The organism is Pseudomonas sp. KU26590 (assembly GCF_026153515.1).
GTDB lineage: Bacteria > Pseudomonadota > Gammaproteobacteria > Pseudomonadales > Pseudomonadaceae > Aquipseudomonas.
Map to the genome: position 1 here is coordinate 3,356,915 of NZ_CP110644.1, position 12,153 is coordinate 3,369,067.

A 12,153-nucleotide genomic window follows, 5' to 3' on the forward strand; every position below is an offset into this window, starting at 1 on the left:
GGGCATAAGGAGCAGGGCATGAAAATCGATTTGAACGCTGACCTGGGCGAGGGCTTCGCGGCCTACCGGATGGGCGAGGACGAAGCGCTGATGCAGATCATCTCATCGGCCAACGTCGCCTGCGGTTTCCATGCGGGCGATCCATTGATCATGGACACCACGGTGCGTCTGGCGCTGGCCGGCGGCATTGATCTGGGCGCCCATGTGGGCTTTCCCGATCTGCTCGGCTTCGGTCGTCGGCCGATGCAGATCGAGCCGCGCGAACTGGCCACTTACGTGATCTACCAGCTCGGCGCGTTGGCCGGTTTCGCCGCCGTTGCGGGCCATCGGCTGACCCACATGAGTTTTCACGGGGCGTTGGGCAACATGGCCGCAGCCGATGCCGATCTGGCCGGGCCGCTGATCGCCGCCGTGGCCGCCTTCGATCCGAATATCATTATCAGTTCGTCCACCAGCCGCGCCATCGAAGGCGCTGCCGAACTTCATGGCTTACGCGTGGCGACCACCTTTCTGGCCGACCGCGCCTACGACAAAAGCGGCCTGCTGGTGCCACGCAAACTGCCCGACTCGGTCATCAAAGAGCCGGGCAAGGTCCGCGAGCGGGTCCGGCAGTTTCTCGATGACGGCACCGTCACGTGCTATAGCGGCGAGCGGATCAAGATGGATGCCTGTTCGATTCTGCTGCACGGCGATACCGCCGGCGCGGTGCAACTGGCGCGGGACATCCGTGAAGAAATCCAGCAGGGCGGTGGTGAAATCGTCCCGATCTCGCGCTTGATCCCCTGAATTCATTGGGCTGCGCAGGGCCATAAGCCGCGCTTATCGCCACACAGGGATTACGTCTTGGCGCCCGCAATCGTGGCCCAGTAGAGTCGTGACACAGGCCCGGCCCCAATTTCCGACACCTGCAACTCGGGGTCGCTGAACGATTTGATGAGGAATGAGAGATGCCATTTTCAGACTACAAGACCGCACTGGTGACCGGCGCTTCTTCGGGCATCGGTGCCGCCACGGTCGAGCGCCTTTGCCGCGAAGGCATCACCGTGCACGCGGTCGCCCGCAATGCCGAGAACCTCGCCGCGCTGGCTGCCCGCACGGGCTGCATTCCCCACGCAGTGGACGTGGCTGACCTGGCGGGCATTACGGCGCTGACCGACGGGCTGGACATTGACATTCTGGTGAACAACGCCGGGGTCGATCGCCCTGGCTCGATTCTCAATGCCGACGCGGAGGGCATCGACGCCCTGATCGACGTCAACCTGCGCGCGGTGCTGCACCTGACCCGGTTGCTGGTGCCCGGCATGGTCAGCCGTGACCGCGGCCATGTGATCAACATCAGCTCGATCGCGGCCGCCTACAACTTTGGCGGCAACTCGACCTATCACGCGACCAAGGCGGCCGTCAGCATGCTCTCGCGCAACCTGCGCATCGATGTGTTCGGCAAGCGCGTACGGGTGACTGAAATCTGCCCTGGCCGCGTGGCGACGGACATCTTTGCCCACGTCCACGGCAACCCGGAAGAAAGCCACAAGAAGTACATCGAAGGCTTCGAATTGCCGGTGGCTGCCGACATTGCCGACGCCATCGCCTTTGCCATTGCGGCGCCGGTGTCGATGAACGTCGGCCACATGGAAATCACCCCGACGCTGCAGGTTCCCGGAGGTCTGCAGACGACGCGCCCGCAGGGGAATTGAGGCGGCTGCCGGACAAGAACGGATGCATCCGTCACGCCCCTGGGGGCTCCGGCTTTCGATTGACGCTGCCGCTACAGACTTCCATAGGTGACTCCCATGATTAAAGGTTTCGATCTGGGGCCGATTCTGACCGGCGAATATGCCGCACTGATGCTTCAGGGTGCGCTGTTGACCCTCAAGTTGATGCTCTTCGCCTGGCTGCTGGCCATGAGTCTGGCGTTTTTGCTGGTGGTGGTGCGCCTGACCCACAACAAACTGGCCGAACACCTGGTTGCCGCTTATGTGGCGTACCACCGTAATGTCCCGACCCTGGTGCAACTGATGCTCTGGTACTTCGGTGTACCGACGCTCCTGCCCGAAAGCGCCCAGTTCTGGCTGGCCAATTTCAGCACTGAATTCATCTTTGCGGTGATCGCTCTGGGTCTGTGCCAGGCAGCGTATTTTGCCGAGGACCTGCGCGCCGGCTTGCGGGCGATTCCCGACGGCCAGACCGAAGCCTCGCGGGCGCTGGGCATGGGCTATGTGCGTTCGATGCGTTACGTGATCCTGCCCCAAGGCGTGCGCAACTCGCTGCCGTCGTTGATCAACCACACCGTGCTGTTGTTCAAGAACACCAGCCTGGCAATGGCCATTGGCGTGGTCGAGTTGACCTACGCCACCCGTGAAGTCGAAAACTACACCTTTCGCACGTTCGAGTCGTACCTGGTTGCCACGGTCGGCTACCTGGCGGTCTCGCTGGTGCTGATGGGTATCGGGGCGCTGATTGCCCGTCGTTTCGATCTGGCGCGGGCGAGGTAATCCCACATGTTTGATGTCTTTACTATTCTGCGCGGCAACTGGGAACTGCTGTTGATCGGCCAGTACCCGAGCGGGCCGATGGGCGGGCTGGTCAACACCCTGGTGCTGTCAGCGCTGGCGCTGGTGATCGCCTTTCCGCTGAGCATTCTGCTGGCCATGGCGCGAATTTCGCCGTTCCGCGCACTGCGCTACCCGGCGTTTGTCTGGGTGTATGTGCTGCGCGGTATCCCGCTGTTGCTGGTGATCTTCTGGACCTACTTTCTGGTGCCGGTACTGATCGGCCATAACATCAGCGCCTTCACCACCATGCTGTGCACGCTGGTGATTTACCAGAGCGCCTACCTCAGCGAAATCGTGCGGGGCGGGATACAGGCGCTGCCCGGTGGTCAGTACGAGGCCGCAAGGGCGCTGGGCATGGGCTACTGGCGGGGGATGAGTTATGTAATCCTGCCGCAAGCGCTTTATAACGCCTTGCCGAGCCTGATCAGCCAGTTCGTGTCGATCATCAAGGAAACCACGCTGGGCTACATCATCAACCTGCAGGAGCTGACCTTCTCGGCCAATCAGGTCAACAACCAGCTGCTGACCAAACCGTTCCAGGTCTATTTCATTCTGGCGATCAGCTACTTCTGCATCTGCTACAGCCTGACCCGGCTGGCCAGCGCCGTGGAACATCGCATCGAGCGCAAGCGCAAGGGCGATAACGGCAGAGCGTCGGCCGCCAAGGCCATTCCCGAACTCGTTTCCACCGATCTGCCCAGGTAATCGCCATGAAACCCATGATCACGTTTTCCAACATCGACAAGTGGTACGGCGAGTACCGTGCCCTGACCACCATCAACGCGGAAATCTCCAAGGGTGAAGTGGTGGTGGTCTGCGGACCCTCCGGCTCGGGCAAATCGACGCTGATCCGCACCGTCAATCGCCTCGAGGCCATTCAGGGCGGACAGATTCTGTTCGAGGGCCATGACATTCACGGCACGGATGCCAACGTCAATCGCCTGCGCAGCCGCATCGGCTTCGTGTTCCAGAGTTTCAATCTGTTCCCGCACTTGTCGGTGCTCGACAACGTCGTGCTGTCGCCGACCAAGGTCAAGGGCATCAAGGGCTCGGCAGCGAAGAAGCAGGCGATGGAGCTGCTGGACCGTGTCGGCATGGCGCACAAGGCCGCTGCCTACCCCGGGCAGTTGTCGGGCGGTCAGCAGCAGCGTGTGGCCATCGCCCGGGCGCTGGCCATGGAGCCGCCGGTGATGCTGTTCGACGAACCCACCAGCGCCCTTGACCCGGAAATGGTCGGTGAAGTGCTCAGCGTGATGCGCGGTCTTGCGAAGGAGGGCATGACCATGATGTGCGTGACCCACGAAATGAACTTCGCTCGCGAAGTGGCCGACACCATCTGGTTCATGGACGCCGGACAGATTCTCGAGAAAGCCACGCCACAGGTGTTTTTCAGCGAGCCCGCGCACCCTCGCGCTCAACGTTTCATCAGCGATCTACGTTCTCATTGAGGCGCCGTCAGAGCCGCCCACGACCCTTGCGCGGTGTACCCGCGCGCTCAGGCTGCCGCCCACACCACACACTTTTGAGGATGGATGCATGCGAATCAAATCGGCCTGTCTGGCCCTGATCGTCACCCCGGTAATCGCCATGGCGGCTCACGCCGATCAATGGGCAGATATCCAGGCAAAACAAACCCTCAGCTGCGGCGTTTACTCCGATGTCCCGCCGTTCTCGTCGCCCAATCCACAGACCCGCGTGCTTGAAGGCATGGACGTCGACTTGTGCACCACGCTGGCAAAGCACCTGGGCGTGAAGGTTGAACTCAAGCCGCTGTCGGGCGAAGCACGGGTGCCGGAAGTGAAGATGGGCCGCGTCGATGTGGTCATCGCCAACCTGGCGTACACCAAGACCCGCGCCCAGCAGATCCAGTTCAGCGACCCTTACTACGTGGCCAAGGAAATGCTCGTGGTCAAGAAGCCGCTGGCGGACCAGCCGCGTTCGTACTTTGAAGGCAAGCGCATCAGCGCCACCAAGGGCTCGACCTCCGAGCAGTCGATTCGCATGGCCAAGGCCACCCCGGTGACGTTCCAGGACACCGGTTCGGCGTACCTTGCGGTGCAGCAGAACAAGGTGCTGGGCGTGGTCACCAATGCCATGTCGGCGGCCAAACTGGTGGCTCAGGCCGGGGCCGGCGGTGTCGAGCTGGGTATCGTCAAAGAGCCAATGGCGCTTGAACCGGTGAGCGTCGGCATGCGCCTGGACGAGCCCGTCATGCTGGCGAAGGTCAACGACGCGCTGATGGCCATGGAAACCGCTGGCGAGATCGACCAGATCTGGGCCAAGTGGATCGGGCCCAACACCGAATACAAGATGGTGCGTGAAGAGAAAGTGCAGAAGCTCAGCGCCCTGAAATTCGAACCCCTTGAATGACCACCCGACGGCGGGCCGGTTTTATCCATGAATCCACGGAGAATGCGCAATGAAACGATTGATCGCTGTTGCTGCGCTGATGGCGACAGGCAGTGTGATGGCCGCTGAGGACGTGTGCTCTCTGCAATTGCAGAAACTCACTGATCAAGCGGCGATTACCAAGCCTTCATCCGTCACCGGGCCATCGTCCGAGGTCAATACGTTGATCGCCGAGGCCAAGGCCTACAAGGCCAAGGGAGACCTGGACAACTGCGCCCGCAGCGGTCAGAAGGCCCTCACCCTGATCAAGCAGACCTCGGGCGGCTCGGCCACGCAATAAGTGCCCACGCTTGCCCGTCATACCGAGGCCCGGCCGTCATGCCGGGCCTTTGTGCGTCTGCTATCCGCGCCCCGGGAATGGGGGCCATCCATTTACGTTATGTATCCACAGTAAAGCGCTATTGGAGCCCGGCGGCCGTTTGCTTTTAAGCTTCTTTTGCCACCCCGATCCCGCAACCACGAAGACTGATGACAATGCCTGCTATCGCTGATCGCTTGAAGAACGTTTCCGTTTCCGCGTCCGTGGCCATGACCCAGAAAGCCCGTGACCTGGCCGCTCAAGGCATCAAGGTCATTGGCTTGTCGACCGGCGAGCCCGACTTTCCTACGCCCGAACACGCCATCGAAGCCGCGTATGCGGCGGCCCGTGCCGGCGACACCAAATACCCGCCCACCGACGGTACGCCGGCGCTGCGAGCGGCGATTCAGCGCAAATTCAAGCGCGACAACAATCTCGACTACGACGTCACCCGGATTCTCACTGCGGGCGGCGGCAAGCAGATCATTTTCAATGCCATGCTGGCGACCATCAACCCGGGCGATGAAGTGTTGATTCCCACGCCGGCGTGGATCAGCTACGCCGACATCGTCAAGTTTGCCGGCGGTGTGCCGGTGCCGGTCAACTGCACGCAGGCCAATCACTTCAAACTGCGTCCCGAAGACCTCGAAGCGGCCATCACCCCGAAGACCAAGTGGCTGCTGCTCAACTACCCGAGCAATCCGACGGGTTCGGCGTGCTCGCGGGCCGAGATGGCCGCAATCGCTGACGTGATGCTGCGCCATGAGCACGTGTGGATCATGACCGACGACATGTACGAGCACCTGATCTACGACGATTTCGAGTTCTGCACCATCGCTGACGTCGAGCCGCGCCTGTTTGATCGTGTGTTGACCGTCAACGGTGTCTCCAAGGCGTATGCCATGACCGGTTGGCGCATGGGCTTCTGCGGTGGCCCGGCGGATCTGGTCAAGGCGATGAGCAACGTCAACACCCAGAACAGCGGGGGGATCTGCACCCTGACCCAGGCGGCGGCGATTGCCGTGCTCGATGGCCCTCAGGATTTGCTCAAGGAGCGCGCGACGATCTATCAGCAGCGCCGCGATTTCGTCCTCGGGCGGCTGGCGGATATTCCCGGGCTGCAATGCCACAAGCCTGAGGGTGCGTTCTACCTGTTTCCGAACATGTCCGAGCTGATCGGGCGGACCTCGCGCGGCGGACGCCGGATCGGCAGCGACACCGATTTCGTCATGGCCTTGATGGAAGAGCATCACGTGACCACGGTGCAGGGCGCGGCCTATGGCATGAGTCCGTACTTTCGCCTGTCCTATGCCACCAGCCTCGACGTGCTCGGCGAAGGCTGTGATCGCATCGCCGAGTTCTGTGCAGGTCTGAAGTGATTTGATTTGATTTAGCTTGCCAGTGATGGGGCCCGCGAAGGCCCTGTTGCCGGCAAGCCCGCCTGCGATCAGCGCAAGGCCAGCGCCTGCAGCATCTGTCCCACCGCCTGCAAATACCCTTCAAGCGCCTCTTCGGCCGCGATTGCATCCCGGGTGTCCGCCTTGACCAGACGAATCCTGCTGCCGATCGGTGCCTGCCCCAACCGCCACAGGTCCGCCTCGATGATCCCGGCGATCTTCGGATACCCGCCGGCGGTGTTGGCATCGCTCATCTGAATGATCGGCTCGCCCGCGGGCGGTACCTGGACGATACCCGGGACCAGGCCATACGAGCGCATCTCGACCACGGTTTCCGGCTGGATCGCCAGACCTGACAGGCGATAGCCGGTGCGGTTGCTTTGCGCCGAGATCTTCCAGCTCTGCGCCCAGAAGCGCTCGGCATCGGCCTTGAACAGCGCGTATTCACCCGCCGGAATCGCGCGCAGCAGCAGCGTCCCGTCGGCATCTACCGGGAAGTGTTCCCGCACAGCCTGGTTCGGCGGCGTTACCCCAAAGCCTGAGATGGGCAGCACTGGCTGAGGCCCGTCGACCACGGCCAAGGTGTCGCCGGTCGCCAGGGTCCGGCCTTCGTGGCCGCCGAAATTGCCGCGCAGCGACGTACTGCGCGAGCCCATCAGCACCGGCACGTCGATACCGCCGCTGACACACAGGTAGCCACGGGCGCCACCCTTGGGGAAACTGAGCTCCAGCTCCTGACCGGCCTGCACCGTACACGCCCACCAGGGCAGCAAGGGTTGGCCATCCAGGCGCGCCTTGCAGTCGGCACCCGTCAGCGCGATTGCCAGGGTGCGGTTAAAGCGCACCTTGAAGGGAAAGGTCTGGATTTCGATGGCGGCGCAATTGCCGTCGTTGCCGAGCATCAAGTTGCCGACACGCAGGGCGACCGGGTCCATGGCGCCGGCGGTTGCGACGCCGATATTGCGATAACCGCGCCGCCCGAGGTCCTGGACACTGTTGAGGGGCCCGCTGGCGATAATCTCGATCACAGTTCAATCCTTTCAGGCAAAAAGCGCACGGTGTCACCCGGTGCGAGGGTGGCGGGAACGCTGGCATAGGGATCGAACATCGCCATTTCGGCGCTGCCCAGCGCGTTCCAGCCATTCGGGCCGTCGAGTACCGAAAGCCCCGATTGCATGCCACCAATGGTGACCATGCCCTTGCGCATGTTCAGCGAAGGGACCTTCTTGCGTGGCATGTAGATCGCCGGGTCGAGGCCCGCCAGATAGCCGAAGCCCGGCGCGCTGGCGACCGCAAACACGGTATAGATCGCTTGATGATGACGACGGATCACCTCGGCGGCCGGCAGGCCGGAGAAGTCGCAGATGGCTGGCAGGTCGATGGCGTGCTCGCCCCCGTAGCAGGTCGGAATCTCGATCAGCCGGCCGGGTCGGTCGAGCTCCCGCGCCAGGCTCCAGGCCTCGTGGAGTTGTTCGATGATTCGGTCCGGTGCCGCAGGCGTGTGCTTGAGCACCACCAGCAGATTGGTCATGCCCGGTACCAGCTCTTCGATATCGTCGTCATGCTGCAGCGCGTTGCTCAAGGCCCAGATGCGCCGTTGCGCGGCCAGATCGAAATCACCCGGGGCATCGATGAGAAAGGCGCGGCTGCCGATCATCGAGACCTTGGCGGGCAGGGGGGTCAAAAGCAGCGCGGGGGCAGGGGAGGCACCGAGCGGCTGCGAACTGCTGTTCATGATGAAATTCCTGTAGCGCAGGGAGATAAGGAAAGGGTCGGTTTCATGACTTGGCGCCTGCCGCCTGACCTGGAGCGGGCATCAGTTGCACCGTGGGCAGCCGCCTTAGCAACCACAGCGCCACGACGGTCAGCACGGCGCAGGTGGCCAAACCCATGGACATGGCCTCGACCAACGCTGTGCGTCCGAGCGTCAGCAGTGCCGGGTTCAGCGCACTGGCACCCCGGGACAGCACTTGCGGATCACTCAGCAGCGCCAGGGCCTGAGGCTGGCCGGCCTGGGTGAGCAAGCGGCCGAGGTGCCAGGCATAAAGCACATTCACCAGGGCACCCATACACGCCGTGCCCAGCAGGCCGCCGACCAGTCGCAGCGATTGCTGCAGGGCGGTGGCGATACCCAGGTACTGACGCTGCACCAGGGTCTGGGTGAACACCGACAGGTTGAGAAAGATAAAACCCAGGCCCAGGCCCGCCAGCAGGATCAACCCCAGCAGGGTGTTGAACCCGGCGCTCGGGCCGACCAGCGCCAGGCCAAGGCAGGCGCAACCCAGCGTGGCGAAGCCGGCCTGGGGCAGGCGATTGGGATTGCGCAAGCGAGTCATCACTCGGCTGTTGACGATTGCCCCCAAGGTAATGCTTAACGCCAGTGGCGTAATCAGGACGCCGGCCTGTTGCGGTGAATAGCCATAGCCCCCCTGTAGAAGCAGCGGCAGATAGAACAGCAGCGTGAACATCACCGCGCCTGCCAGCAGTGCGAGGATGAACAGCACCCGCATGCTCTGATCGGCAAACAACGGACCGGGCAGCAGGGGCGCCGCACTGCGTCGCTCCTGAAACCATAACGCCGTGAAGGCCGCCAGGCTGATAAAGCCCAGCGCAGTGCACACCGCCATGCTGGAATGACCCAGCCATTCGACGAACAATTGCAGCGCACCCAGGCCCAGCGCGATCAGTGCCGCCCCGGTCCAGTCCATGCGAATCGCCCCGGTGGCGGCCGTCCGGTACCAAGGCAGGTGGCGCCAGGCGAAATACAACGCCAGCGCCCCCAGTGGCAGGTTCAGCCAGAACACCGAGCGCCAGCCAAAATGCGCGGTCATGAAACCACCCAGCCCTGGTCCGATGGCGTTGACCACGCTGAACAGCGCGCTGAGCATGATCTGCCAGCGCAGGCGTTGACGGGTGTCGGGAAACAGCTCGGGAACGCAGGCGAACGCCGTGCCGACCAGCATGCCGCCGCCGATGCCTTGCAGCGCGCGTCCGGCCACCAGCGCGACCATCCCGTTGGCCAGCGCACACAGCACGGAGGCGAAGATAAAGATCAGCGTGGCGGCAATGACGAAAGGCTTGCGCCCGTAGTAATCACCCAGGCGGCCAAAGATCGGAATGGTCACGATCGAGGTCAGCAGGTAGCCGGTCGCCACCCAGGCGTACAGGTCGAAGCCGTTCAGTTCGCTGACGATGGTGGGCAGCGCGTTGCCGATCACGGTCTGGTCGAGGGCCGACAACATCAGCACCAGCGAGACCCCGAGCATGGCCAGCAGCGCCTGGCGAAACGTCAGCGGTTGAGTTTCGGCGCGGGTCATGGGTGGGTGCTGCGATGCAAATGACAGGCAGACATGGGGCCGCTCCTCGGGTGTCGGTAGGCTAATTTAAGAGCTGAGGCGCGCAGGCAGAAAGACGTCTTTGTTCTGGACGGATAAGGCCTCCTTATGACGCACCATGGGTGCGCAGCTGCACCAATTTGGTGGCAAGGGGGAGCGTGCAGCGCACCCGCTGGATGCGCCGGAGAGTCGGCGCCTGCCATAAGTAAAGGCGATGACCTGCGCCAGAGCGTGCACTTCGCCGGCTGGCGCGGCTCTTGCTCTGGCAAGCCCATGATCTTATTCAGGGGTGTAACCGCGTGAATTTTCGCCGTTTGAAGTACTTCGTCAAGATTGTCGACATCGGCAGCATGACCCAGGCGGCCAATGTCCTGCACATCGCCCAACCGGCGCTCAGCCAACAACTGGTGACGCTCGAGACCGAAGTGCAGCAGCAGCTGCTGATCCGCACCAAGCGCGGCGTGACACCAACCGAGGCCGGCAAGGTCCTGTACGGGCATGCGCAGTTGATCCTGCGTCAATGCGAACAGGCGCAAAGCGATGTCAACGCCACCGGCCATGCCTTGTCAGGTCAGGTGTCGGTGGGACTGGCGCCCGGCACTGCCGCCTCGGCGCTGTCGGTGCCGCTACTGCGTCGCGTGCGCGAGCAGCATCCGGGGATTCTGCTGTACCTCAACGAAAACTTCGGGACCACGCTCAGTGAGCTGATCATGAACGGGCGCATGGACATGGCCGTGCTGTACGGCGGTCGCGAAATCCACGGCCTGAGCTTCACGCCCTTGCTGCGCGAGCAGTTATACCTGGTCAGCGCCGATCCGCAGTTCGCCGCGCAGCCGAGCATTCCGTTGACCGAACTGGCAGCCCTCGACCTGCTGCTGCCGCGGACCTACAACATCATGCGGCGGCTGGTGGACGATGCGCTGATGAAGCTCAACCTCAGCGCCAAGGTGATCGCCGAAGTCGAATCGGCCTCGACCCTCGCGACCGCCGTTGCCGAACGCTTTGGTTCGACCGTGCTGCCCGAGTCCGCGGCGCGGGCGATGCAACAGCATCAGGACGTGCACCTGACCCGCATCATCGAACCTGAGATCGAGGCGCCTCTGGCGCTGTGCCTGTCCGGGCATCTGCCGCTGTCGGTACCGGCACAGGCGGTGAAGATCATCCTGCTGGACATGATCGCCGAAATGCGCGAGGGGCTGGGTGCTTCGCGTTGAGGGCTGCGCGATAACACGTCCTCGTAGAAACGGCCTTGCGCGTGCGGTGAGTAAAAATGTAGGTGATGGCACAGCGAGAGAGGCCTCATAACACTTCAGCTACGCTGAGAGGTGAGGTTAGCGGTCCGACCCACCTATCTTTTTGACACAGTCGCCTGCGGCGATTGGAGCCCTTATGCAGACTTCGCTGGATCATTTGGTCATCGTGGCGCCTACGCTGGAAGCGGGGGACCGCTTCGTGAATCAGCGCCTGGGTGTCGAGCTTCAACCTGGCGGTTGCCATCCGCTTATGGGAACCCACAATAAGCTGCTGCGCCTGGGTACGCATTTCTATCTCGAAGTGATCGCTGTTAACCCCGTGGCCCCGCCTCCGGGTCGGCCTCGGTGGTTTGGCATGGACGGACTGCCAGACGATGTTTCTCCCCGGCTGGCTCATTGGGTCGCAAAAACCGACACCTTGAAAGCGCTTAGCCCGATATTCGCAGAGGTCGTCGGGGAGGCGCAGTCGATGAGCCGAGGTGCGCTGCGCTGGGAAATTACAATTTTGGAGAACGGCAGACTGCCTTTGGAGGGAGGCGCGCCCAGCCTTATTCAATGGGGGCAGCCAGTTCACCCTGCGACGATGCTTGAAGATAAGGGTTGCTCGTTGCAGATGCTCGATATCTTCCATCCTGCGCCAGAGAGGATTAGCCACTTGCTTGATGCCATGAATTTTTCAGGGCCAGTTCGACTTAATAGGTGCGATGGCATTGAGGCGGCACGCTTGGTTTCCTGTATCGAAACTCCAAGTGGCCTCAGGAAGTTATAGGGCAGACATTTCAGGCAAGAGTTAGTTGTAATCGATAGACGCTCCGACTTTCGCATTGGCTATCAAAGTTTCTGCGGAGCTTTGAGGGTGACACCTCGGTCATCATGGATGAAATCATCGGCCGTACGCTTTAAGGTGTC

General features: G+C 62.3%; 13 protein-coding genes. 10 read left to right on the forward strand and 3 right to left on the reverse strand.

Annotation, left to right across the window (positions count from 1 at the left end):
- Positions 1–18: 18 nt before the first annotated feature.
- The 8 genes from OKW98_RS14590 to OKW98_RS14625 all read left to right on the forward strand — a co-directional run bounded on the left by OKW98_RS14590 (position 19) and on the right by OKW98_RS14625 (position 6,638).
- Positions 19–786, forward strand: coding sequence for a LamB/YcsF family protein (locus OKW98_RS14590; protein ID WP_265385383.1), 768 nt, complete (start codon positions 19–21; stop codon positions 784–786).
- A 161-nt stretch (positions 787–947) separates the two neighbouring features.
- Complete coding sequence (locus OKW98_RS14595) at positions 948–1,694, forward strand: SDR family oxidoreductase (protein ID WP_265385384.1); 747 nt, start codon at positions 948–950, stop codon at positions 1,692–1,694.
- A 96-nt stretch (positions 1,695–1,790) separates the two neighbouring features.
- The gene (locus tag OKW98_RS14600; RefSeq protein ID WP_265385385.1) at positions 1,791–2,492 is read left to right on the forward strand and encodes an amino acid ABC transporter permease; all 702 of its coding nucleotides are present in this window, start codon (positions 1,791–1,793) and stop codon (positions 2,490–2,492) included.
- 6 nt (positions 2,493–2,498) lie between these two features.
- Positions 2,499–3,257, forward strand: a complete 759-nt coding sequence (locus OKW98_RS14605) for an amino acid ABC transporter permease (protein WP_265385386.1) — start codon at positions 2,499–2,501, stop codon at positions 3,255–3,257.
- A 14-nt stretch (positions 3,258–3,271) separates the two neighbouring features.
- Positions 3,272–4,000: an amino acid ABC transporter ATP-binding protein gene (locus OKW98_RS14610; protein WP_265389738.1), complete on the forward strand. Its 729-nt coding sequence runs from the start codon at positions 3,272–3,274 to the stop codon at positions 3,998–4,000.
- A gap of 88 nt (positions 4,001–4,088) precedes the next feature.
- Entirely contained in the window at positions 4,089–4,922 is an 834-nt protein-coding gene (locus OKW98_RS14615; protein WP_265385387.1) for a transporter substrate-binding domain-containing protein, read from the forward strand.
- A gap of 49 nt (positions 4,923–4,971) precedes the next feature.
- The gene (locus tag OKW98_RS14620) at positions 4,972–5,241 is read left to right on the forward strand and encodes a hypothetical protein (protein ID WP_265385388.1); all 270 of its coding nucleotides are present in this window, start codon (positions 4,972–4,974) and stop codon (positions 5,239–5,241) included.
- Positions 5,242–5,429: 188 nt separating this feature from the next.
- A complete protein-coding gene (locus OKW98_RS14625) occupies positions 5,430–6,638 on the forward strand; it encodes a pyridoxal phosphate-dependent aminotransferase (protein WP_265385389.1) in 1,209 nt (402 codons plus the stop codon).
- A 68-nt stretch (positions 6,639–6,706) separates the two neighbouring features.
- Here the strand turns inward: OKW98_RS14625 and OKW98_RS14630 are convergent, their stop codons facing one another.
- From OKW98_RS14630 to OKW98_RS14640, 3 genes are read right to left on the reverse strand one after another with little or no spacing between them, the layout of a single operon-like run.
- On the reverse strand, positions 6,707–7,684 hold the full coding sequence (locus tag OKW98_RS14630; RefSeq protein ID WP_265385390.1) for a biotin-dependent carboxyltransferase family protein: 978 nt from the start codon (positions 7,682–7,684) through the stop codon (positions 6,707–6,709).
- Entirely contained in the window at positions 7,681–8,391 is a 711-nt protein-coding gene (gene pxpB / locus OKW98_RS14635) for a 5-oxoprolinase subunit PxpB (RefSeq protein WP_265385391.1), read from the reverse strand. Before pxpB ends, OKW98_RS14630 begins: the two co-directional genes overlap by 4 nt.
- Before the next feature lie 43 nt (positions 8,392–8,434).
- On the reverse strand, positions 8,435–9,973 hold the full coding sequence (locus OKW98_RS14640) for an MFS transporter (RefSeq protein WP_265385392.1): 1,539 nt from the start codon (positions 9,971–9,973) through the stop codon (positions 8,435–8,437).
- A gap of 317 nt (positions 9,974–10,290) precedes the next feature.
- On the opposite strand from OKW98_RS14640, the gene nac reads away from it, so the two are divergent.
- The gene (gene nac / locus OKW98_RS14645; RefSeq protein ID WP_265385393.1) at positions 10,291–11,205 is read left to right on the forward strand and encodes a nitrogen assimilation transcriptional regulator NAC; all 915 of its coding nucleotides are present in this window, start codon (positions 10,291–10,293) and stop codon (positions 11,203–11,205) included.
- Between the two features lie 175 nt (positions 11,206–11,380).
- The gene (locus OKW98_RS14650) at positions 11,381–12,013 is read left to right on the forward strand and encodes a VOC family protein (protein ID WP_265385394.1); all 633 of its coding nucleotides are present in this window, start codon (positions 11,381–11,383) and stop codon (positions 12,011–12,013) included.
- Positions 12,014–12,153 lie beyond the last annotated feature (140 nt).